Annotated in this window: 20 protein-coding genes; 10 read left to right on the forward strand and 10 right to left on the reverse strand. The window is 42.2% G+C overall.

The features are described 5' to 3' along the window. Positions 1-18 precede the first annotated feature (18 nt). The 5 genes from dnaA (at position 19) to AK825_RS00025 (ending at position 8,292) form a co-directional block, all read left to right on the forward strand. Entirely contained in the window at positions 19-1,464 is a 1,446-nt protein-coding gene (dnaA, locus tag AK825_RS00005) for a chromosomal replication initiator protein DnaA (protein ID WP_068038810.1), read from the forward strand. A 149-nt stretch (positions 1,465-1,613) separates the two neighbouring features. Beyond that, on the forward strand, positions 1,614-2,789 hold the full coding sequence (dnaN, locus tag AK825_RS00010; protein ID WP_068033534.1) for a DNA polymerase III subunit beta: 1,176 nt from the start codon (positions 1,614-1,616) through the stop codon (positions 2,787-2,789). Positions 2,790-2,961: 172 nt separating this feature from the next. Then, a complete protein-coding gene (gene recF, locus AK825_RS00015) occupies positions 2,962-4,188 on the forward strand; it encodes a DNA replication and repair protein RecF (protein WP_068033539.1) in 1,227 nt (408 codons plus the stop codon). Positions 4,189-4,759: 571 nt separating this feature from the next. Continuing rightward, entirely contained in the window at positions 4,760-7,387 is a 2,628-nt protein-coding gene (gyrB, locus tag AK825_RS00020) for a DNA topoisomerase (ATP-hydrolyzing) subunit B (RefSeq protein ID WP_082787114.1), read from the forward strand. Positions 7,388-7,665: 278 nt separating this feature from the next. Continuing rightward, positions 7,666-8,292 carry a manganese efflux pump gene (locus AK825_RS00025; protein WP_068033541.1) on the forward strand — a complete coding sequence of 209 codons (627 nt, stop codon included), beginning with the start codon at positions 7,666-7,668 and terminating at the stop codon, positions 8,290-8,292. A 97-nt stretch (positions 8,293-8,389) separates the two neighbouring features. On the opposite strand, the gene rlmF is transcribed toward AK825_RS00025, so the two are convergent. Both rlmF and AK825_RS00035 read right to left on the reverse strand, forming a co-directional pair. Next, entirely contained in the window at positions 8,390-9,448 is a 1,059-nt protein-coding gene (gene rlmF, locus AK825_RS00030; RefSeq protein ID WP_068033543.1) for a 23S rRNA (adenine(1618)-N(6))-methyltransferase RlmF, read from the reverse strand. 29 nt (positions 9,449-9,477) lie between these two features. Then, positions 9,478-10,251 (reverse strand): LysE family transporter, encoded by a 774-nt coding sequence (locus tag AK825_RS00035; RefSeq protein WP_068033545.1) that lies wholly within the window; start codon positions 10,249-10,251, stop codon positions 9,478-9,480. 340 nt (positions 10,252-10,591) lie between these two features. On the opposite strand from AK825_RS00035, the gene AK825_RS00040 reads away from it, so the two are divergent. Together AK825_RS00040 and AK825_RS00045 are read left to right on the forward strand one after the other, a co-directional pair. Further along, entirely contained in the window at positions 10,592-11,395 is an 804-nt protein-coding gene (locus AK825_RS00040; protein ID WP_068033547.1) for a crotonase/enoyl-CoA hydratase family protein, read from the forward strand. 110 nt (positions 11,396-11,505) lie between these two features. Next, on the forward strand, positions 11,506-12,453 hold the full coding sequence (locus tag AK825_RS00045) for an AEC family transporter (RefSeq protein WP_068033548.1): 948 nt from the start codon (positions 11,506-11,508) through the stop codon (positions 12,451-12,453). Between the two features lie 248 nt (positions 12,454-12,701). Here AK825_RS00045 and AK825_RS00050 read toward each other — a convergent pair whose 3' ends face one another. After that, positions 12,702-13,526: a hypothetical protein gene (locus tag AK825_RS00050; protein ID WP_227514086.1), complete on the reverse strand. Its 825-nt coding sequence runs from the start codon at positions 13,524-13,526 to the stop codon at positions 12,702-12,704. Between the two features lie 523 nt (positions 13,527-14,049). On the opposite strand from AK825_RS00050, the gene AK825_RS00055 reads away from it, so the two are divergent. Then, on the forward strand, positions 14,050-15,222 hold the full coding sequence (locus AK825_RS00055) for a MalY/PatB family protein (protein ID WP_068033549.1): 1,173 nt from the start codon (positions 14,050-14,052) through the stop codon (positions 15,220-15,222). A 190-nt stretch (positions 15,223-15,412) separates the two neighbouring features. Here AK825_RS00055 and AK825_RS00060 read toward each other — a convergent pair whose 3' ends face one another. Both AK825_RS00060 and AK825_RS00065 read right to left on the reverse strand, forming a co-directional pair. Further along, a complete protein-coding gene (locus AK825_RS00060; protein WP_068033550.1) occupies positions 15,413-15,856 on the reverse strand; it encodes a BCCT family transporter in 444 nt (147 codons plus the stop codon). 31 nt (positions 15,857-15,887) lie between these two features. Further along, positions 15,888-16,421, reverse strand: a complete 534-nt coding sequence (locus tag AK825_RS00065; protein ID WP_082787115.1) for a cupin domain-containing protein — start codon at positions 16,419-16,421, stop codon at positions 15,888-15,890. Positions 16,422-16,702: 281 nt separating this feature from the next. On the opposite strand from AK825_RS00065, the gene guaA reads away from it, so the two are divergent. After that, the gene (guaA, locus tag AK825_RS00070; RefSeq protein ID WP_068033561.1) at positions 16,703-18,322 is read left to right on the forward strand and encodes a glutamine-hydrolyzing GMP synthase; all 1,620 of its coding nucleotides are present in this window, start codon (positions 16,703-16,705) and stop codon (positions 18,320-18,322) included. A 227-nt stretch (positions 18,323-18,549) separates the two neighbouring features. Then, on the forward strand, positions 18,550-19,542 hold the full coding sequence (locus AK825_RS00075; protein ID WP_068033562.1) for a hypothetical protein: 993 nt from the start codon (positions 18,550-18,552) through the stop codon (positions 19,540-19,542). A gap of 75 nt (positions 19,543-19,617) precedes the next feature. On the opposite strand, the gene AK825_RS00080 is transcribed toward AK825_RS00075, so the two are convergent. The 5 genes from AK825_RS00080 to AK825_RS00100 form a co-directional block, all read right to left on the reverse strand. Beyond that, the gene (locus AK825_RS00080) at positions 19,618-20,622 is read right to left on the reverse strand and encodes an oxidoreductase (RefSeq protein WP_068033565.1); all 1,005 of its coding nucleotides are present in this window, start codon (positions 20,620-20,622) and stop codon (positions 19,618-19,620) included. Positions 20,623-20,693: 71 nt separating this feature from the next. Further along, on the reverse strand, positions 20,694-21,671 hold the full coding sequence (locus AK825_RS00085; protein ID WP_068033567.1) for a zinc-binding dehydrogenase: 978 nt from the start codon (positions 21,669-21,671) through the stop codon (positions 20,694-20,696). 171 nt (positions 21,672-21,842) lie between these two features. After that, positions 21,843-22,478, reverse strand: a complete 636-nt coding sequence (locus AK825_RS00090) for a GDYXXLXY domain-containing protein (RefSeq protein ID WP_068033575.1) — start codon at positions 22,476-22,478, stop codon at positions 21,843-21,845. Continuing rightward, positions 22,475-23,590, reverse strand: coding sequence for a DUF4401 domain-containing protein (locus tag AK825_RS00095; protein WP_068033578.1), 1,116 nt, complete (start codon positions 23,588-23,590; stop codon positions 22,475-22,477). The genes AK825_RS00090 and AK825_RS00095 overlap by 4 nt, the downstream gene beginning before the upstream one ends. Further along, positions 23,583-24,722, reverse strand: a complete 1,140-nt coding sequence (locus tag AK825_RS00100) for a DUF2157 domain-containing protein (protein WP_068033579.1) — start codon at positions 24,720-24,722, stop codon at positions 23,583-23,585. Before AK825_RS00100 ends, AK825_RS00095 begins: the two co-directional genes overlap by 8 nt. Positions 24,723-24,732 lie beyond the last annotated feature (10 nt).

The following is a 24,732-nucleotide window of genomic DNA, read 5'->3' on the forward strand; positions in this document are numbered from 1 at the left end:
ATGGGGTTCGTACTTTTCATGATAGATACAGCAGCTATTTGGGATAAATGCCTAAACGATTTACGTTATCACGTTAAAGATAATGTATTTACTATGTGGTTAAGACCACTATCAGCACATCAAGAAGCGCAGACACTTATTATTCTTGCCCCTAATGATTACTTTGTAACGTATATCAAAAAAAACCATTTGCATGATATTCAGCAGCTGGTAGCTAAGCATAGCCAAGGCAGTATTGAAGAAGTTATTGTGCGTGTTGATAACGCTGGCCGTGACATTGAAGATAATAATCAGCTTGAGTCAGGTTCCTTATTTGCAGAAGATAAGCCCTCCCCTACCCTTACAGATCACAATTTTGAAACGACGCATAATAATATTGCTAGAGCAGATATTGATGCCAACACGCGTCATGCAGAATTGGTCGACTCAGCCGATGCTAAGTCATTAAGTTATCTTAACCCTGATTTTACCTTCGAAACCTTTGTCACCGGTAAGTCTAACAATTTAGCTTACAAGGCATGTTATGAGCTTAGTAAGCGCCAATCAAAGAATCGTCACAATCCTTTATTTATATACGGTCCTTCAGGATTGGGAAAAACGCATTTAATGCATTCTGTAGCACATCGCTATTTAAAAAATAATAGAAGTTTTTATTATTTCACTTCTGAAAAATTTATTAATCAATTAGTTTATTCATTAAGAAATAATAAAATAGAAGATTTTAAAAAGAAAATAAAAAAAGTAGATTTATTAATTGTAGATGATATTCACGTATTAGCTGGAAAGACTAAAAGCAGCAATGAGTTTTTGACTTTATTTGCTGATTTTACTAGTGGTGATAAGCAGTTAATTTTGGCTTCTGATCGTCACCCATCACAGATGACTGAATTCGACGAACGTTTTAGATCGCGTTTTTCTTGGGGATTAACGGTAGCTGTTGATCCTCCAGAAATCGACACTCGCATGCAAATCTTACAAAAGAAAGCGGCATCTTATGGAATGGCACTTCCTAAAGAATGCGCGTTATTTATTGCTCAAAATGTCGTTTCAAATGTTAGGCGTTTGGAAGGTGCATTGAATCAGGTGTTTGCAAACGCTAATTTGACTGGAGCGCCGATTACTCTTGAGATGGTGCAATATGCGCTAAAAGATATCGTCGCTATGCGCGTACAAGCGGTCAATATGGACAATATTCGTAAAGTTGTCGCTGAGTACTATGATGTAACAGTTAAAGATATCATGGGGCGTAAACGTACTCGTAGTATTGCAAGACCCCGTCAAATAGCGATGGCATTAGCACGTGAGTTAACAGGTGATAGCTTTCCAGAGATTGGACAGTCATTTGGTGGGCGTGACCATACAACGGTGATGCATGCTTGTGATAAAGTTAATCAACTACGAGCAGCGGATCCTGCATTCGATAAGGACTATAAGACGCTAGCGCTGATGTTACAAGCGGCTTAGAGGAGCCTAGGATCACTATGTTTTAGTAGGGTGATATGGTTTATAATAGTCTCAGCATCTATCTACTATATGGATTATATTAGGTGGACAGTATCGAACCATTATCTATATCATTATAAAAAGAATCATTCAAATAAGAGTAACTAAGCATGCAATTATCGATTAATCGAGAGTCGTTACTAAAAGCTATTAACTTGATCGCCAAGGCTGCTGACAAGCGCCATAATATGGTTATCTTGGGTAATATTAAGCTGCAGTTGTCTGAATCTGAGCTTATTTTAACCGCCTCTGATTTAGAAGTAGAGCTGACATCGACATTGAAATTGCCGGTTGGTGCTTGTGTTGAAGCAGGTACAACGACTTTACCAGCTACTAAGTTAAGAGATATCTGTAAATCACTACCTAACCAAGCACAAGTTAACCTTGCCACTCAAGAAAACGAGCGCTGCTTGCTGACTAGTGGTAAGAGTCGCTTTACTTTAGGTACGTTGCCTAGCGAAGATTATCCAAGCTTGGGTAATCCAGAAAATATTACACCATTGACCATCAGCCGTAGTCGTCTTACTGATCTGATTCATAAAACCCAGTTTGCGATGGCAATTCAGGATGTACGCTATTATCTAACGGGTATGCTATTTGATGTTTCACAGCAGCAACTAACTACGGTTGCTACCGATGGGCACAGACTAGCGTTGGCGCGTAGTGTCATCGATGTAAGTGCTGATCTTAATATGCAGGCTATCTTGCCACGTAAAGCAGTGATTGAGCTTGAGCGTTTGGCGTCTGAGCTTGGTAAGATGCTTGGCGATCAAGATAATCCGGTTACTTTAAGCTTCGGTCGTGAATTCTTGCAAGTTAGCCTACCATTTGGTGAAGTTGATAGTGCAGGACAGGTGAGTCAAAACTTAATGGTTACTTTTACCGCGCGTTTGATTGATGGCAAGTTCCCTGATTATCGCCGCGTTATGCCAAGTAATACCGATAAGCTGGCCTTATTCAATCAAGAAAAAATGACTGATGTGCTACGCCGTGTCGCGATTTTAAGTAACGAAAAATCACGTGGCGTAGTCTTTAATTTTGCCAGCGACGGTATGGTAGAAGTCCGTGCTAATAACGCTGAGCAAGATGAAGCCGTCGAGATGATACAAGCTAAGTATCAAGGTGAGCCGATGGAGCTGTCATTTAATGCAGCTTATCTACAAGATGTTTTAGGCGTGATCCAAGGTGATCTACAAATGCATATGAGCCAATCAAATGCCTCAGTGCTGGTCAATCAGCTTAATGATGAGTTCCATCAATATGTCATCATGCCAATGCGTATATAGCATTTTTGGTTTTTAAAAAGACGGTGAGTTAGGCTGTAAAACTTTCTTCGCATAACGGTTTTTAGCAAGTTTCTACGTTTAAAGTCTAACTCTAAATCACTAAGAAAATTACTATTGAATTAAACTTTTGCCTGCTATTAAGCAAGTTATAAAATAGGCGGCTGTCGGTACTATGATTGAACGTCTACAAGTTTCACATCTGCGTAATTTAACTCAGGTCGATCTAGAGTGTGCTGCTTGCAACGTCATCATCGGTGCAAATGGTAGTGGCAAAACATCATTACTTGAAGCTATATTTTTACTTTCAAGAGGTAAAAGCTTTCGCCACCATCAGCCTAAACGTTATATTCAGCACCATCAGAATACTACCATCGTACATGCTAAGCTCAACGATAACAGTACATTAGCTATCCAGAAACAAGCCGATGCTACAACACTTCTACGTCTTAATCAAAACACCGTTTATAATCAAAGTATCTTAACTGAACAGCTACCAACGTTACTGATAGATCCATCCACGATGGATATGTTAGAGCAGGGTAGTGCTAGCCGTCGACAATTATTAGACTGGCTAGTGTTTCACATGAAGCAGGGCTTTCATCCACAATGGGTTGCTTATCAACGACTATTAAAACAGCGCAATAGTTTGCTAAAAAAGACGCGTCATTTGACTCAAGTACAGCTTGCTGAGCTAAAGTCATGGGACAAAGGTCTTAGTAATCATGCCGCACTTATCCATTATTATCGTGAACGGATATTTACTGAATGGAAGCCTTATTTTGCTCAAAGTATCGCTCAGTTATTGCCTGCTTATGCTGATCAATTGAGCCTGAGTTATAACGCTGGCTATGATACTAATGTTGGGCTAGACGTACAGCTCAATGAGCGGCTAGAGCAGGATTTACAGTTAGGATATACTCGTATTGGTAACCACCGTGCCGATATTCACGTGCATTGGCGTTCTATCGATTCAGTAGAAAAGACAAGTTTCAGTGAAGATGAAGATGAAAATATAGGTAAAGTATCAAAAGTTGAAGCAAATCCTAAACTGCCTGTCTTAAAAGAGCAGGCAGCTAATGTGTTATCTCGCGGTGAAAAAAAGCTGTTGATTACTGCTTTGCGTTTGTCTCAGTTACCACTGTTGCTTGAAACTGAAAAAGGCGTCTCTTCATCTAACAGCAATTTTCAATCAAGAGTGACACCAGTAGTACTGCTAGATGATATTACTGCAGAGCTAGATAGCAGAGCAATAGAGATATTATTGTTGACTTTAGCGCAGCTACCATGTCAGGTGTTTATGACCAGTTTGATGGATGATATTTTACCCTTAGTGCATCAGTACTGGTCAGAACCTAAAGTGTTTCATGTGAAACAGGGTGAAATTACTCGTTTTAGGTAATATCTTATTATTTGAGTAGCGTATTATCTTTTTTAACCTGATTTTCGATAAACATCTTCACTTATCTATTTATTTTTCACTCACAATTATCTTCTTTTAAACCCTATCTACCTCCCAAACTGTTCGTTATTTATCCTACTGTCTTCTTATAATCATTATTATCTTCAGAGACCAAGGAGTAGTGATAAAACTCTCAGTAAACAGTGACTTAGAAGCAAAAAAATGCTAAAATGGGGCTTTATTTTTGTCCTATTCTCAGCAAGTTATTTTGTGAATTTATATAGATGTTTTTTATTATCTATAAGCTTTTAAGTGTTTGATAACTATACGTTTCGTTTTTTATCGAGCTTCAATAATGTTTAAAACAAAACGGAAGCTTTGACTTAAAACTGAGGTACTAGTTTTAAGTCTATATTACATGTTACAAAGCTTTAGCTAACAGTGTTTTAGCTAATAATATGCATTAAAGATTTCGACCGTAAAACGTTAAGTCTAAGATAACATCATAAGGTGTCACCGTAGTGGTGAGCTGATGATATATGGCTGATTATGGCTAGATTAAGGAATGCACATGAGTGATTCATTACCTACCGATTACGAACAACTGACGTCAGATACTATGGTGTCAGATATTGTCATTGAGACTGTTGCCTCCGCTGTTGTTCCTGAAGGACTTCCATCTGATTATAGCTCCAAAGATATTCGTGTATTGCGCGGGTTAGAAGCGGTGCGCGTGCGTCCTGGTATGTATATCGGTGATACCGATGATGGCACAGGCTTGCATCATATGGTCTTTGAGGTAGTGGATAACTCTATCGATGAGGCACTTGCTGGTCATTGTGATCAGATTGATATCATCATTCATGAAGATGAGTCAGTGAGTGTTAGCGATAATGGTCGCGGCGTCCCTGTCGATATCCATCCAGAAGAAGGCGTATCGGCAGCACAGGTTATTATGACCGTACTGCATGCTGGCGGTAAGTTCGATGATAACAGCTATAAAGTCTCAGGCGGTCTACACGGTGTAGGTGTCTCCGTGGTTAACGCTTTGTCTAAAAAGCTTGAAATGAATATTTGGCGTGAAGGTTATCACTATCATCAGACTTATACCGATGGCGTGCCTGATGCTGACATTCAACAAATGGAAGCAACTGATAGAACGGGTACTCAAATCCGCTTTTATCCTAGTACCGATGTATTTACCGGTACCATCTTTGAATATGACATCTTAGCTAAGCGTTTACGTGAATTATCTTTTCTTAATTCGGGCGTGCGCATCGTCTTAACGGATGAGCGTATTGATAAGCGTCATGAGTTTGAACACAAAGGCGGATTGTCGGAGTTTGTCAGCTATATCAATGCGGGCAAAGACAGCGTCAATGAGATATTTCACTTTAACAGTGAGCAGGCCGACGGTATCAGTGTCGAAGTCGCGCTACAGTGGACAGATACTTATAACGAAAAAGTGCTTTGCTTTACTAACAACATTCCACAGCGTGATGGTGGTACCCATTTATCTGGTTTCCGCTCAGCGCTGACTCGTTGTTTGAACACTTATATGGATCGCGAAAACTTATTCAAAAAAGAAAAAGTGGTCGCGACCGGTGATGATGCACGTGAAGGTTTGACGGCAATTGTATCGGTTAAAGTGCCTGATCCCAAGTTCTCAAGTCAGACCAAAGATAAGCTGGTATCGAGCGAAGTTAAATCTGCTGTTGAATCAGCGATGCATGATAAGTTCAATGACTATCTGCAAGAGAACCCAAGTGCTGGTAAAGCGATTGCTGGTAAGATCATTGATGCAGCTCGTGCACGTGATGCAGCTCGTAAAGCACGTGAAATGACGCGTCGTAAGACTACTTTGGATATCGCAGGTCTGCCTGGTAAATTGGCTGACTGCCAAGAAAAAGATCCAGCCTTATCAGAACTTTATATTGTGGAGGGTGACTCTGCAGGTGGTTCAGCTAAGCAAGGTCGTAGCCGTAAGACCCAAGCAATTTTGCCATTAAAAGGTAAAATTTTAAACGTTGAGCGTGCACGTTTTGACAAGATGTTATCATCTGCTGAAGTAGGCAACCTAATCACTGCGCTTGGTTGCGGTATTGGCCCTGATGAGTATAACCCTGATAAAGTACGTTATCATAAAATTATCATCATGACCGATGCGGACGTCGATGGGTCGCACATTCGTACGTTGCTGTTGACCTTCTTCTTCCGTCAAACGCCTGAGCTGATTGAGCGTGGTTATATTTATATTGCTCAACCACCGTTATATAAAGTGAAAAAAGGTCGTCAAGAGTTATATCTCAAAGATGACGAAGCCTTAAAAGCCTATCTATTGTCATCGACGATTGATAATACTAAGCTACATATCAGTGCTGATGCGCCTGCCATTACTGGTCAAGCGTTAGAGACGCTACTGAATGACTATAACCAAACGCAGCTGATCAAAGCACGTTTGCAGATTCGTTTTCCAGCAGTGATTTTGGACGCCTTGACGCATACGCCAAAGCTTAGCACCGATATGACTTATGATAAGTCTGCTATGCAAACATGGAAAGAAGCCATGCAAACTCAGCTTAATAACTTTGGTAGTGATTTGAGCCCTGAGATTGAGTTGGTCAATATTCATGCACCGCAACCGAAAAATATGGATGCAGCGGCAGCAGATTTATTGGGTATGAAGCCAGTAGTAGAAGCTGAAGCAGGCGAAGCGTCTAATAATGAGGCGTTATCTACTAAAGCGCAGTGGTTGCCACGGATAACCGTCTATGTGCATCAGTTGGCACATCATTATCTGCTCGACTCTAGCTTTATTAACTCGGGCGAATATAGCAAGCTGCTACGCTTATCAAGCGAGTGGAATACTTTGTTAGAGGACAGCGCATTTATCCGTCGCGATAGTACTAGCGCTAGTAAGGACATTCCAATACGTGACTTTGATTATCTGTGGCAACAGATGATGTTAGATGCGCGTCGTGGTCTATCGGTTCAGCGCTATAAAGGGCTAGGTGAGATGAACGCCGATCAGCTTTGGGACACTACGATGGATCCTGAAAACCGTCGTATGCTACGTGTCACGATTGAAGATGCTATCGCTGCCGACCATATGTTCACTTGTTTAATGGGTGATCATGTTGAGCCGCGTCGTATCTTCATTGAAGAGAATGCGTTGACAGTCTCTAATTTAGATATTTAAATTGGCTATGAAAGTTGCTTAATAACTGTTAAATAATAAAAACCACCGCTTTGGCACTCAAGGCGGTGGTTTTTTAATATTAGAGTTGTTTCACGTGAAACTCAACTCAAAATGGCATTCTACTGGAATAAATTTTTCTCGCTTGCTGTGCGCTTTGCACTTCAGAGGCTTTGCAAAATTTATTCCAGCAGCACTGTATTTTTTCTAAATTGAATCGACTATAGACACTTTCCTAAAGTATCCCAGTTATAAATTATTAGTATAAGCGAAAAAATAAAATGATCGAAGTCGTGTTACTTGCCGTTGCTCTAGCAATGGACGCATTCGCCGTCGCGATTGGGCTGGGTGCCAAGTCGCAAAAACAGAGTAAGCAATATTTATGGCGTTTAGCTATTTATGCTGCGTTATATTTTGGGATTGCGCAGGGCGTGATGCCACTTATCGGCTATTTATTAGGCGCGGCCCTCTTAGGTTGGTTGGCTGCTGCTGCACCTTGGATAGGGGGCATTATACTTATCGGTCTTGGTAGTAAAATGCTTTATGAGGTTTTTGCTGGTGATGGAGAAGATGCGGTAGACAGTGCGCTTCATCTAAAAGCCGATGCTAATAATGCAGTTACGACTATTGAGACTATTAATAACGGTCATCAAATTATTAATCATCGCACCATGTTTACGCTCGCGATTGCGACTAGCATTGATGCGATGGCAGCAGGCTTTACCCTTAATTTATTGGCGCTTAATGCGTGGTTAGCTTGTTTGATTATTGCGCTAGTAACCGCTGGATTTGGGTTGTTTGGTGTTTATCTGGGTTGGCGCTCAGGTACATGGCTAGAGGATAAAGCGGAAGCGTTGGGCGGCTTGGTGCTTATCGCAATTGGGCTAAAAGTTATGTTTTTCGCCTAAAAAAACATTTTATTTTCTCAATAAAAAGCACCGTTCTGGACTCCAGAGCGGTGCTTTTTTGGTTTCACGTGAAACTTTTCATTTATATGACTAACGATTATTCTTCGTCAGTGTTAAAACGCCATGCTAATACACGGGTGTTTTTTTGCCCTTGACTCATCTCAATAATGCGCATTTGAGCGACATCGAGTTGCTTTAACAATAACTGTAGTGGCTTAACGTTTTCAGACTTTGAGACGAGGGTAGTAAACCAGCCGACATGCTCGGCGAAGTCCTGACTCTCTTTTGCCATCTTGGTCAAAAAGGCAATCTCACCGCCCTCACTCCACAGCTCTTTATGCTGACCACCGAAGTTTAGGTTTTGCGCGGCATTACCAGCCTTCGTTGAGTGTCGGCTTATTTGCTCATTTTCATTCTTACCGCGATGTCTTTGTAAATTGTGCTGCTTGCGGGTATTGGCTTCCATCGCTTCCTCTAATGAGGCATGAAATGGAGGGTTGCAAACGACCACATCAAAGTAATCTTGGCGACCGATAATATTCTTAAAAATACGTTTAGGCTCAGGCTGTAGTTTTACTTTAACCGCACCTTTTAACTTCGCATTGGCTTCGCAAATAAGCGCTGCGGTATTGACCGAAATAGGGTCGATATCGCTAGCCGTAAAACGCCAACCGTAGCTTTGACTACCAATAATTGGATAAATGGCACTGGCACCCGTACCAATATCGAGGGCGTGGATTTCTTTACCAGTAGGCGGGGTATTGTCGTCATTAATGTGCGTGGTTTGAGCCAATAAGTCAGCGATGTAATGAATATAGTCGGCACGACCAGGAATAGGCGGACAGAGATAGCCTTCTGGAATGTCCCAAAACTTGACGCCATAATAATGAGCTAATAGCGCTTGGTTGAGCACACGTACAGCCTGATGGTCGGAAAAGTTAATCGTTGGCTCGCCATTAGGGTTGGTAATCGTATGCTTGGCAAGCTCAGGCAATGCGCGGGTCAATACCGCAAAGTCATAACGACCTTGGTGCGGATTACGCGGGTGTAGCTTACCGAGTTTTTTCGCGGTCTCAGGTGAGCGGTTTCTGTGTTTATTAGTGTTTGGTCTACTGGTCATAGTGTGGGGCTTTGATGTTTGAATATAACCAACCATTTTAGCAGATTTCGCGGGTAACGAATGCCTTATCGGCTACGTAAAATGAGGTTTAATCCTAATACTATCATCGCTGTACCCAATACGCGGTCTATCCAGTGCTCAAAACGTTGAAAGCGTCGATGAATCGCAGGAATGGAGAGCAACATTACTACGGTACTAAACCATGCCATCTGCAACACCATCATCCATACACCATAAATGGCCAACTGCCACAGCGGTATGCCGGGTGATAATACGAGGGTAAATATCGCCACGAAATACACCGGTGCTTTTGGATTGAAGACATTACAAAAAAATCCTCGGCGCAAAATGGCAAAAGTTGAGTCAGTATTGGTAGAGGGTTGTTTCTTAGACAGGTTCTTAGACAAGTTTTTAGCAGTAGGGCTTTGTGTTAATAATTTTTCATTAGCATGTGGTTGTTCTTGCTCGGCAGACGCAGTGCGTGAAACGTCAATGCCTGCATTTTCTGAGTTTGCCGCATTTGTTGAGGCTGCTAAATCTGATGGCTTCTTAGGTTTGGCTTGAATGCCTTGCCACCCGAGATAAATAAGATAGCTACCGCCCAACCATTTAATAGCGGTCAATAGAGGCTGAGAATGGGCGATGACTGTCGCTAGTCCTAGCACCGAATAGATAATATGTACGGCGAGACCTAAGGTAATACCAAGACTACAAATCAAACCAGTGCGGCGACCTTTTGCTAATGTCTGCTGTGAAACCAAAACAAAATCAGGGCCAGGGGAGGCAGCAGCGAGTAGATGGACGCTGGTGATAAGCAAAAAACCGTGCCAAAATTCCATAAAATGCTCTGAGTGAAGTCTTAATTTGGATAATAGTTGCACTTATCGCAAATCAGGTCAACTGATATTGATGGCAGCTATGAATAGCAATGCTAAAACGGTGCTTGCGTTGCAAGGGGTGTATGTCTATATTGAAAGTGAACGATGTTAAAAACACTCTACATAGATACAATCCAAAATGAATGTCTATATCTCCGTATAGCTGGAAGAAATTTTTTTGCTTGCTGTGCGCTTTGCCAGACAGAGGCTGCAAAAATTTCTTCCAGCCATACTTTATCTATTGTGGGTTAGTCTAACTATGTCACTGACCTTACAAGAGTAAACTTTAAAAGGAAATACCATGACTACGGAAAGTAATAACAGTACAGACAATCGCATCACTTATGAAACGGACGGCTATATCTGCTTAATCGGACTAAATCGTGCCGATAAGCGCAACGCCTTTGACAGTCATATGATTCAGCAATTATCTGAAGCACTTACCCATTACGATAATGACGATAACCTACGTTGTGCGCTGATATTCGCCCATGGTGAGCATTTTACCGCTGGTCTGGATCTGATGGAGTTACAAGATAAATGGGACAAAGGCGCGTTTGAATTTAGCGATGATGAGATTGACCCGTGGGGAATCAGTGGTAAATTACGTACTAAACCTGTCGTCGTCGCAGTACAAGGTACTTGCTTTACCGCTGGCATTGAGTTGATGCTCAATAGTGATGTAGTCATTGCTAGCGACAACTGCAACTTTGCGCAGATGGAAGTGCAGCGCGGTATCATGCCATTTGGTGGGGCAACGGTACGTTTCATACAGGCAGCAGGCTGGCAAAAAGCCATGCCGTATCTACTCACAGGTAAGGCGTTCGACGCGCAAACCGCAGATAGACTTAATCTAGTCAGTGAAGTGGTGCCAAATGGCGAAGAATACGAGCGTGCAATGACTATTGCGCAAGAGATTTGCAAAGCTGCACCACTGGGCGTACAAGGTCTACTGTCCTCAGCACAAGATGTCAGTCGTAGTGGAACTGCGGCCGCATTGGCTAATATTCATAGCTATTTGCCGCATTTATTCCACTCAGAAGATGCCCGTGAGGGTGCAATGGCGATGGTTGAGAGAAGGGATGCTGAGTTTAAAGGTCGCTAAAGAAGGACGTTAGATTTTGGGTTTATATTTATTCTAAAATCGATTGTTTATAACAGTGCTCATCTGTATCAATGCCTACAAGGGGCAATCATTCCTATGCTTTCACTACTATGTTAGACATCATTAACATCACTGCCCCTATTTTTATCATCATCGCACTTGGCTACTTATGTGTACGCTTCAAAGTCATTGACGCCAAGCATGCGAAAGGCATGGGTAGTCTAGTGATGAATATTGCGCTGCCAGCGTTGATGTTTAACGCTATCGCTGGCACGCCCTTTCAAGAAGTCATCCTACCGCATTATCTGTTTACCTATGCTTTGGGCTCAGTCATGGCTTTTATGGTTGGCATAATGCTCACCAAAGCAGTCTGGCGACAAGACAACATCTCCGCCGCTTTAAATTCCGCTGCGCTCTCGTTTTCTAACAGCGCCTTTATCGGCTTTGCTGTCGTCTCTATGGTTATCGGGTCTAGCAAGGCTGCCGCCTACTTATCGATGAACGTCCTTATCGAAAGCCTTTTAATCCTACCGATGCTGTTTGTAATGGCTGAGATGAATCCTGCTTCAACTAAGTCGCTGGCAAGCGTGCTGCTAGGCATTGGCAAAAACTTCACTCGTAATCCGCTTATCATCGCCATCGTGGTCAGTGTGATTTTCTCTATCTTTAGTATCCCTGTACCACAAGTTGTCGCCCAAACTACGCAAATGCTCACTGGCGCTGCGGCACCACTTGCCTTGTTCGTTATCGGTATGAGCCTATATGGGCTAGAGTTAAAAGGAGATTTACCAAAAATCACCACCATCGGCTTAAGTAAGCTGCTGCTGCATCCGCTGTTGGTACTGCTCGCCATCACATTAATACCTGGCGGCTCGATACAAGATAAATATGTGGCTATGCTATTTGCCTCAGCGCCGGTGTTCTCTACCATTGCTATCATCGGTCAGCATTATGGCTTGGTTGATCGCATGTCTGCTATCGTCATCGTCTCTACCGTGGGCTCGTTCTTTAGTATGAGTGCGGTGCTTATTTATTGGCAGGTGACTGTCGGATTTTAGAGTCTAGGGCGTGATAGCGATAACTAAGAGGAGAGAACTGAATTTAAGGTGTTGAAGCTCTATACTTACAGCAGTAACTAAGTATTATTTAAAGAGTTTAAAGCTATAAGGTATACAGCTAATCCTAAATGAACCTGAGTACTAATTGAGCTTTTTTAGTTATCAAAAAACCCCGCAATTGCGAGGTCTTATTATCTTATCGAGTATTATTGGTTATATTTGCGCCAGCGTTAGCAGTTTGACTATGACTATTTAGCTGATTTATAGTAATCAACGAGCATAGTGCCTAAAGTGCCGTTATCATCGATAGTGACTATTCTGACGGTACCTGACTGTGACGCAGTACTTGATTGAACTTGTCCGGCATTGCCTAAGACGACTTGGTTGTTTTTAGTCGCCTTTGCTTCGTTACCGATAGCGATGCTGTTCATGCCGCCTGCCATAGATTTATTGCCTACGGCTACCGAATTTGCACCTTGTGCTGCTGCCGCCTCACCCACTGCGGTAGAACGTACCCCACTAGCGTTGGCTATGTGACCAAAAGCTTGCGCACGTTCGGCAGTGGCTTTAGATTGCCAACCGATAGACGTCGAGCCTAGACCTGCGGCATTAGCTTCACCGCCAACGGCGGTTGCTGAGTTCAGACCTGCATTGGCTTTATTACCGACAGCGACCGTGTCATTTGTGCCACCAGCCATGGCCGCTTCACCCACTGCGGTAGAGCGAACGCCACCAGCATTGGCTAGATGACCAAAAGCTTGCGCACGTTCAGCGGTGGCTTTGGATTGCCAACCGATAGACGTTGATCCTAGACCTGCAGCGTTGGCTTGACCACCAACAGCGGTTGCTGAATTAAGTCCTGCATTGGCTTGATTACCGATAGCAACGGTATCATTCGTACCGCCAGCAGTTGCGGTATTGCCAAGAGCGAGGGCAGTACTGCTAGTAGCATTTGCATTTATTGGTTGAGGCTCAGTGCTTGTTGCCATAGTCGTGCATGAAACGACGCCTACGATTGCTAAAGTAAGGGCACTAATTTTGAGTGCTAAGTTTGGTAAAAAGTCCATTTTCATAATGCTAAATCCTTTTAGAAAAGCCATCTTGGCTTAGTAGGTGGTTTGGGTGGATGCTTATAGAGCATAATCCTTGCAATATCAGCGCACTCTGGCATAAATAACTCAATTATATGTAGAATTCGCAATATTAATGTAACACTAATTTTTAACCATTATTCAAATAATGATAGTGTTATATTTTTAAAGGTTATTTAAGCTGATGAATGAACAGTTATAGTCTATAAACACGCTAGCTTATTAGCTTATTAAATTAAGCAGCAAAAATATACTTATTGCGCAGTGATATTGTGAGTCAGGTATTGGTAGATGCTATGACCAGTGCCACCAATAAGCAGTAGCGTTACTTAAGAAAAATTGATTTTTCTTAAGTAACGCTACTAAAGATTGAAGTAACAGTAGTCGCAGTAATGATAAATCCTTGTATATATTACCTCTCGAATCATTATGCTATGAGTGGATTAGAGCATAAAAACCACTGTAATATTTGGACTATAATAAATTAAAGCTACCGTAAAGGAGAATGCTGGTGTTATACAACTTTGATGAGATAATTGATAGGCGTGATACGGGGTCACTCAAATGGCATTATAGCGATGACACAATTCCGCTGTGGGTGGCGGATATGGACTTTAAAGCCGCCCAGCCTATCTTGGACACGATTGAACAAGTAGCGCAGCACGGCGTATTGGGTTATACCAAACCTACTGCGGCTTTGTATGAGTCAATTATTGAGTGGCATGGCAGTCGTTATGATTTGCGGCTGGATAAGCAAAATATCTTGTTTTCTCCGGGTGTTGTGCCAAGCTTGGCACTAATGATGAATATATTTACCGAAGTAGGTGCGGCGGTACTGGTCAATGATCCTATTTATACGCCTTTTATGACCAAGGTTGAGCAAAATAGTCGTAAGCTTGTGACCTCTGCACTAAAGGAAGTCGAAGGACAGTATCATTTAGATTTGGCTGATATCGAAGCTAAGATAGTCGAGCATGAGGTAAAGCTTTATTTGTTATGCAATCCGCACAATCCTGGCGGACGCGTGTGGACGAGGGATGAGCTTGAGGCGTTGCTGTCGATTTGTAAAAAGCACAATGTAGCGATTGTCAGTGATGAGATTCATCAAGATTTGACCTTGAGCGGTCATACGTTTATGCCTTTTTTAACGCTAGCAGAAGGTTACGCGCATAAAATAGTCAGCCTGACCTCGATGACGAAAACATTTAACATCGCAGGTATTAAAGGCTCGATGATATTTGCTAAAGATGAGGAGTTAATCAAAAAAATCAGTCAGCAGCAGCACTTAAATGACGAGTACGAGTTGAATTTGTTTGCTTATGAGGTGATTCGTAGTGCTTATAAAGAGGGCGATGAATGGTTGGAGCAGGCACTGGTTTATATTGAAAAAAATATCGAATTAACGCTAGACTTTTTAGCAGGGCATTTGCCTGATATCAAGGTCATGCGCCCAGAGGCGTCGTATTTGATATGGCTGGATTGCTCGGCGTATGGGCAAGATGATCAAATGCTGTATGACAAGTTGAGAGAGGCCAAAGTTGAGCTGAGTGCAGGGATTAAATATGGCGCGGAAGGGCATCTTAAAATGCGCCTTAACGTGGCCTGTCCTGAAGCGCTATTGAGAGAAGGGTTGAATCGTATTTATGCGACTTTTAGTGATGTCGTTAAGGACTCATAAAGCTAGCAAAAAATTCGTTCCACTGGCACTATTTCTGTTTTTGCCTTTGTTTCCAGCTCCGTTTCTAGCTCCTTTTTAAAGTAGATTAACTATTACAGATAGAAACAGCAAAAAGGCTGGACTACGTTGGTAGCCCATCCTTTTAATTTGATATTTTAGAAAAAGCTCAAATACAGTCAATTTTCATAAGCTACTTCTCACTTCCATTGTTTTCAGTATCCTCGCGCATTTGCTCCCATTCCTCATGCTGATGCATGATTGAGCCTTCAAGTGATACTGAGGTTTCGCCTACTTCCCACGGCGCATTATCGGGCAGCTCTTCGATATGAATGGTTTTTATATTGTAATCAGGCTGATAAGCGAGATCATAACGCGCAGCTTTAATTACCGAGACCATCATCATGGAGAGAATGATAATGAGCGGCGCACCAGCGATGATAGAAGCGGTCTGCAAGGTTTGCAGGTCTCCTAAGAACATCAGAATCGCCGGTAATAAACACAATGTGAATGCCCAAAAGAGACGATTCCAACGATGCGGTTCATCGTCTACTTCTACTTGTACGACGGACGCCAAAATATAAGAGATGGAGTCAAAGGTCGTGGCGGTAAAAATGGTGGCTAAAGAGTTACTCATTTTGTTTTCTCTTTATATTGGATGTTAAATTTTATACCTCACCTAGATTTTCTAAGTCCACAAATTCCTTTTTACCGTGGATAGTATACATTTTGCGATTGATGTCTGGATAATTGCAAATATCAATCGGCGGTCTGTTGCCACCCATAAGATAGACTGCGTCTGTATCGCTATCATTAAGCATAGAATGCGCGTCGCCATGCGCTGGGAAACCTACGAAATCGCCGGCAGTTAACTGATAACTGTCATCTCCATAACGCAGTGAAAGCTGGCCAGATAGCACATAAACGAACTCGTCTGACTCTTCATGATAGTGATGCTGCGTGGTCTCATCACCCGGCTCAACGCGTACAAGGTGTAAGCCAAATTTGGTCAGACCAGTGATGACGCTCAATGAAACCGTATGCCGAATGGCCTGCTCATTGAACTGGTGAATATGCTTGGTCTCAGGTGTATTTTCGATATCAGACTTGCTTAGGACATAGTTTTGAGTGTCTTTCGGCAGCTCGTGGGATTGCTCTTTGGTTGGCCTTTTCAATGGCCCTTTCAATGACTTAGTCATCATCTATCTCCGTTACTTTTATTTTGCGCTAGGCCTATATTAGCTATAAATGCATGGTTTTATTTACTTAATTATGTATAAAAGATGATTAGCGGGCTTTTATTCTTCTAATTATTGACCTTCCCGCGTCTTCTTTTGTCGCTTTTACTCTCGTCAAATTTGAATAACTGGCAATAACTACTAATAATCGTCAATAACTGCGAATAATTAATCATCTAATAGCCATTAATGTGCTCAAACTTGTTAAAATAGGCCACTAATTTTTTCTTGATGGACATTGATTTATGACCACTGCCGCTGCCACTCCTGCACTACCTACTATCAAAGAAGACCGCATCCTCATTCTCGATTTTGGCTCACAGTACAGCCAGCTTATCGCTCGCCGTGTGCGCGATTCTGGGGTGTTTTGTGAGATGTTCCCTTACGATATCGACGCTCAGCGTATCCATGACTTTGGCGCAAAAGGCATTATCTTATCGGGTGGCCCTGAGAGCGTACATGCTGAGGACAGCCCGCGTATCAATGATGCGGTGTTTGAGCTCGGCGTGCCAGTATTGGGCATTTGCTACGGTATGCAAGCGATGGCAGATCGTTTCGGCGGACAGGTTCATGCCAGTGATATCCATGAGTTTGGGGCGGCAACGATTGACGTTAATGGACACTCGCAGCTGACTGAAGGCATTGAAGACAGTAGCACGGAAGGCAAGTCAGCCAAGCTTAATGTATGGATGAGTCATGGCGATAAAGTGATTGAAGCGCCAGCAGGCTTCGATATTGTTGCCAGCACCCCAAGCTGTCCGATTGCGATTATGGCCGATGAGTCGCGCCATTATTATGGTCTCCAGTTCCATCCTGAAGTGACTCATACCTTACAAGGTGAGGCGTTACTTGGTCGTTTTGTCCATCAGATTTGTGATTGTGCTGGTGATTGGACGCCCGATAATATTATCGACATGCGTATTGAACAATTACAAAAGCAAATCGGTGATAAGCAAGTATTGCTTGGTCTATCAGGCGGCGTAGATAGCTCAGTCGTAGCAGCGCTATTGCATAAAGCCATCGGTGATCAGCTGACTTGTGTGTTCGTCGATACCGGTCTCTTGCGTCTGCACGAAGGCGATCAAGTAATGCAAATCTTCGCGGAAAACATGGGCGTCAAAGTCATCCGTGTCGATGCTGAAGATTTATTCTTAAATGCATTAGCTGGCGAGTCTGATCCAGAAGCTAAACGTAAAATCATTGGTAAGACCTTTATCGATGTCTTCGCTGATAGCGCGCGTCAAGTGAGCGAGCAAGGCGACGGCAAAGTCGTTGAGTTCTTAGCACAGGGTACGATTTATCCTGATGTGATTGAATCAGCGAAGTCGCATCAAGGCAAAGCACACGTCATTAAAAGCCATCATAACGTAGGCGGTTTGCCAGACGACTTGGCGTTTGAATTGGTTGAGCCGTTACGTGATTTATTCAAAGATGAAGTACGTAAATTGGGTATCACACTTGGCTTACCTGCAAAAATGATTTATCGTCATCCGTTCCCAGGTCCAGGTTTGGGCGTGCGAATCCTTGGCGAAGTCACCAAAGAATATGCCGATATCTTGCGTCAAGCCGATGCGATATTTATGCAAGAGCTTGAGCGTTCTGGCTGGTATGACAAGACTGCGCAAGCATTTGCGGTATTCCAACCGATCAAATCAGTCGGCGTGGTCGGTGATGGTCGCCGCTATGCGTGGGTCATCGCGTTACGTGCCGTTGAGACAGTGGACTTTATGACGGCACGCTTTGCACATCTGCCGTATGATTTGATTGAGACGGTATCGAATCGCATTATGAATGAAATCGCTGAAGTATCACGCGTGACTTATGATGTGTCGAGCAAGCCACCTGCGACGATTGAGTGGGAGTAACATCAAACTAAAAATCTGATTAGCGTCGTCAAACTCGTTCAGCCTACTTGATGTAGTGCTATCACTCGTTTTCCTCGCTACTCAAATTTTTTCGAATTGATATACAGCTTGTCGTCAATAAAAAAACACTCAACTTGGTTGGGTGTTTTTTTTGGTTTGAATGCAAAATTTCCATAGTTTTTTAGATAAGCTAGAATGATGAAATATAACCTAATAGAGAGTTGAAAATGGACTTGCGTGATGTAACTAAAAATCAGCATTTTTTACCTCAAGTAGAGCAAAGGCTTAATGCAATTAATCCTCAAGCTAAAAGTAAAAATCAAAAGATTTACTCGTTTAGCATACAAAATCGTGATTCATGCACTGTCAGCATAGACTCAGAAATAGGTGTTAGTATTTGCAAAAATCTAAGCTTGAATGATTTATTTAGCTTTGATGTATTAGGAAAAGAAGCTAGTAAGTACAATTTCGAAAAACTGTTCCATTCCTATGAAGTAATAATAAAGGCTAATACTGAAAGCTTACTATCTAAAATACATTCACCTAAAACTGATGTTAAATTAGAAATTTTTAACATCTTCAGGTCTAAATTTCTAAATTTTATTAGAAATCCTTATTCTATAAAAAAGATTTTGAATACCTTCTCTGAGCTTAAGGGTGTGATTCCAACCGATCCTATACATCTTGCAAACTTCAATCGCGTGCTCAATGGAAACAAGCCACAGCAGGATCATTTATGCGAACAGCTAGGTATAACAAAAAATGATTATGAATACTGGCTTGCGACTATCTTCTTTCTATTAAATTCTATGGGAACAGATCAACCAAACTTTTTAGATCGACTTATAAAGAGTATTTATGAAAACCCGAACCGCTTAGTTCGAGTATATGTATATACCTACGAAGACGAAAAGTGTCTTCTTTCTGACCGTGGATATAATACGTATGTAGGGGGAGATAGTGAGATGGTATGGGAGTTTAATTTATGTTCTTATGCATTTATAAGATATGTTTTTGAGGATGTAGATGCTTATATACCAGAGTTTATAACAAAAGAAACTATAGATTTTTTCAAATCGATGCCTAAATCTATCAGTGTTGAGAGCATACATAATGACTTAGCGGTACTAGAAATTTATAATAAACACACAGTGTATTTCTGTCATGAACACGTATTTGGTGCAAGCAAAGAGTACGAAGGTGTGACGGTGTCTTTATAAATTATCCAAACCTAAAAAAAGACAGCACTTCAAAAGAGATACTGCCTTTTATTTCTAACGCTAACTCTTAAAAACCTAACCCCGCACATTCACCACATAACGTCCAACCGTCTTGCTCGCCATAAAGCGATCTAAATACTCAGGCGTTTGCTCTAGGGTAATTTCTTCGGCATAACTCTCAAGGTCAGGCAGTTTCATATCGGTTGAAACACGCTCCCAAATGGCCTTTTTATCGTCCAGTGGAATATAGACCGAATCGATACCGAGTAGGGACACTGCTCTGGTGATAAAAGGTATGACTGTCATAGAAAACTCAGCGCCGCTCGCTAAGCCACAAGAAGTAACCGCGCCGCCAGCTTTGGTCTGTTTTAGTAAATTGGCTAGATAATCACCGCCTATTGTATCGATGGCGTTTGCCCACAGCTCGCGACCGGCAGGTTTGTTACCGACTTCATTGATGGTATCGCGATGACGTACCTCACTTGCGCCAAGCTCTTTTAAATAATCGCTTTGCTCAGGCTTACCAGAGAAGGCAATAACGTCATAGCCCAATTGACTCAAAATCGCGATACTGATACTACCGACACCGCCCGTTGCACCAGTGACGGCGACTGGGCCATCACTTGGTTTTGCGCCCATTTTCTCTAATTTCTGAATACTCAAAGCAGCCGTTAAGCCACCCGTACCGTAAATCATGGCTTCTTTTAGCGTTAAAGATTCTGGACAGGCTACCGCCCAATCGGCAGGGATAGAGATCATCTGGCTTAAGCCGCCATCCGTATCCATGCCCAAATCATAACCGAATACTACGACTTCTTGCCCTTCTTTAAAAGTGCCAGACTTGTCACTGACCACGACTCCTGCGGCATCAATACCAGGGGTGTGCGGATAGTTTCTAGTGATTCTTTTGTTGCCTGATGCTGACATCGCATCTTTGAAATTCAATGATGAATAATGCACTTCGATTAACAAATCATTCTCAGGTAAATCACTGACGTTGCGCTGTTGAATGCTTTTTTTGAATTCACCGTCGCTGGTTTCTTCGACGACTAAGGCTTTAAAAGTGGTGTTATTAGACATAAGACTGTTCCTAATTAGTTTTTTGTGTACGTCTTCATTTGCAAATATAGAAAAGCGTGCAAAACAATAACTTAAGGCTTTAACAACACCTTACCTTTTTTGCCTGACTGCAATTTTCCATCGACCGCTTTAACAATGTCAGCTAAATCAAAGATTGCTTCAACAGGCAGTTTTAACTTGCCATCAACCGCGCATTCTATTAACTCATCAACCAAACGCTGCTTATTTGCCACGCTCATTTCTTGACTAATCTTACTACCCCAAAAGCCTTTGATAGTGGCTTGTTTGAAGATAATATGCGTTGGGTTAAGCGTCATTGGCTGACCTGACATAATACCGAACGATGCTAAGGTGCCATAATGACCTAACAATGATAGTAAATCACCACTGGCCTCACCACCGACAGAGTCTACTGCGGCGCTGATGCTGTCATCGCCTACGATTTTACGGACTTGATCTTTCCAGTCTTCGTCTGAGTTATTGATATTATTTTTAATGCCGAGTGCTTCTAATTCTTCTAACGCATCGCTACTGCGTACGACGTTGATTGTATTGACACCGCGCGCAGCAGCCAGCATAGCGAGTGACTTACCAACTGCACCGTTGGCAGCATTATGGATAATCCATTGACCGCTCTCTACTTCTAAGAATTCAAGCAACATCAAGGCACTAAGCGGCATGGCAATCAATTGTGCAGCCAACTCATCTTCTAAGCTGTCCGGTACTGGGAATATCATACTGGCAGGCGCGGTAAAGTATTCAGCCCACGTCGCTTGGACGCTAGCTGCCGCAACACGCTGACCGACGTTTAGGTCTTTGACGTCACTACCAACGGCATCGATGATACCCAAGGCCTCAGAACCACCGATCGCTGGCAGTTCAGGTTTAAAGCCGTATTTGCCGCGAATGGTTAATAGATCATGGTTATGAATGGAGGCGAGTATGGTTTTGACTCGCACTTCATCTGCTTTTGGCTCTGGAATAGGGTTATCACCTAAGCTAAGTACTTCAGTCGGTTTGCCAAAAGTGTCATAAGTTGCGCTACGCATAATAAATCCTTTATTTGTTTTTGATTAATTAAGTATGATTAAGTGTAATAGGTGCTCTTAATAGAAAGAGCTTAATCAGCCATCAACAGTAACAAGTCTGGCTCATAAATCGCAATATTACTTTCGTTAAGTAACGTTGTCGCTTGCTCGCCATAGTGAAATCCTAACCATCTAGTTTGGCGTCTCATCAGCCTGCACTTTATCAACTTCTGTGTTTTTTATTTCAATCACTTTAAATTTCGCATCCACCATATTTGTTAATAGCGGCTCGCCTTTGTCATTGATGCGGAACAGTCCATACTCTGCTGCTTCATAAGCCTCAGCATGACCTTCTTGAAAGAAAAAAGCATTGGTCGCAAGCTTTAGTGAACCATGGCGAATGCGGTAATGAATTGCCATTTCATTAGGCGTTAAATTGCTAGGTTTAGCGTCAGCTAAACGGATAAATTCACCAACTCTATTATCGTCTAAAGCCACGATGACATAGCCGTCACGTGAGGCAGTACCATATAAGTCTTCTTCTGTATGATTCTCTAACGCATTGAATACTTTACGCTCGATAGTATAGCTTAAGGTCATATAATCACCTTGCATAAAACCGCGTGGATCGACAGGGGCGAGCTCAAGTAAAACGGTGTCACCCGTGGCAAGATGGGTCTCGTATTTCGCTACATTTATAGTCATCATAACTATGATAAGCAGCAGTCCTAATAACGCAACGCTAATGGTAAAGGGACGCTTTTGCCACCACGGTAAAGGTTTCGCCAAAGGCTTTTGTACTACCAAATTATCGTTTGTGTCATTCATAACGCGCGCTCCTTACTACCAGAAAAGTAGCGTTTAACCAGCAGCCAACGCATCATTAGCAGACTGATTCCAATAATAAGCATAGAGACAGATTTGACCAGCAACGAAGTATCGAGCTGATAGTAATACCAGAATATATAGCTGACCAAGGCGAAAATACCGAAACCTAATAACACGCGCTGGCTATTGGCAGTAGCAATTATAATGATAAGGCTAGTCGCTAATAAGCCTGATACATAGACTGACATGATGCCTAAACTGATAATAGCGCTGGCGATCATAAGGCCTGCTGCTGATAGTAGTTTGATCTGATAGCGTCTAAGGATAAGGTGGGCCGCATAGAGACTGGCAAGTGTGAGCAGCCCTTGCGCTAGGAAGTAGTTATAGCTGGAGGTTTCATTACTATTTAGAAAACTATTGCCGTATTCAGCGGCGATAAAATAGATCGATATGCTGAGCAACATAATAGCGCTGGCATAGGCGACAGCTTTAGTAATAGCAAAAGCACTGGAGCGCCACTTAGTAGGTATGCGCTGCAACAAACTATAGCGTTGTAAATGATTGACGACAGTAATAAGTGCTAAGAGTCCTAAGCTAACTTCAGATATGGAATAAAAATTAAGTAGATAGACCATGCAGCCCAATGCTACGGTAGCGCTTAACAAGCGATAGAGAAAGTTTGGCATGACAATGGTCATTATTAGCTGAATCAATAAAAACAACCAAACACTGAATGGTTGCTCAAGCTCGTTACTGAGTAAAGCAAACATGATATATATCTGACCGACGATACTAATGGCAAACGCTAAACTGTTCATAAAAGTACTACGGCGGCTATGTTTGCTTTTAAATAACGCCAGCCCCGCCGCACTTAATAATGTACCGATGATAAAAAGCGCAATAGCGCTATCTAACACCCCTGTTTGTTCCAATATTAAAGTTAAAAATCCAATGAAGAACAGACTGGCAAGTAAACCACTCAAACCAAAAAACAGATGGATAAACCATGGCGTGTCATCGTAAGGTTCAGTTTTATTCTCAACAGAAGTGGTATTAATTAACCCATGTTGTTGTAATTGTACAAAGATATCATTCGAGTGCTTGCTATTCATGACCGCCTCCTTTTAATGAGTGAGGCTCAAACTTTCTATTACTTAAACTTGCCACCTTACGCAGCCACATTACCGCCATAGAACTCATCCCGATTAGCAATAACGCTAAAACTAAAAAGCCACCAGCATCAAAATCATCTAGCACCAGCTTAGCTGTCCAAAACATCACTACAACGATGATAGAAAAGCAAAGATAAGTCAGCATCAGCAAGTCAGTATGACGCTTACAAAATCGCCAATAGATAAATCCGCACCAGCTTGCCCATAACAGTAAAGATACGAGCGTGGCCAGAATACGAGTACCTTCAACATAACCATCGTCAAAGACCGTAACAATCGCTAGATGGGTTATAAAATAAGTACTGAGCAAACCGACAATATAGGTGCTCCAATGCAGTTTAGAATGGGTTTCGGTGTTGTCTTTAGAGTTGGCGAGTTCTAAGTCGTTTGTGCTAACGATGGCAGCGTGAGTAGTGGATTTATTAATAGAGATTTTATTGACAGGGAGTTTATTTTCAACACAGACTAGCCATAATTTAAATGCTATAAAGTTCACTAGCGCCAATATTGCTAACTGAAAAATACTTTGATAGTTGTAGTCGATAAATAGGAAATCTGCGATATCTAAGTAGAGGATTAGAGAGGCATTAATTAACCCTAGCCATAGTAGCCACAGCGCAGGCAAGCGTGCGATAAGAACCCACGGAATAATCAATAATGCCCAGCTAAAAAACAGCTGCCACGTATCTGCGCCCGTCTGATACACCTGCCCAAATAGTGCCAGCAAACTGCCAGTAATCACGCTAGCAATAAGCAGTAATAACTGCCTGATAAACGTAAACCTGTGCCTAAAAGAGAGTAGGACGTAGAGTGTGATAGTAATAACCAATGCGCCTTCGACTAGGGCAAATTTACCCATCTTGCCCATATGTAGCCAGTTATAGGCGATAAAAAACACTAGTGACAATAAGAGTGCCACGACGCCGATAACTAATAGAGTCTTATCAAAAAAAGCCAGCCACGAGCGTTTGGTTGGAAATACTTCTAGATGAGTCGCTGCTGTATCTGCATGCTCTAGGGGAAGGCTACCTTGATTGAGCAAGTGCTCGATGGTACGCCGCAATTGAGTCATAGCGCTCTCT

Source organism: Psychrobacter sp. P11G5 (genome assembly GCF_001593305.1).
Classification (GTDB): domain Bacteria; phylum Pseudomonadota; class Gammaproteobacteria; order Pseudomonadales; family Moraxellaceae; genus Psychrobacter.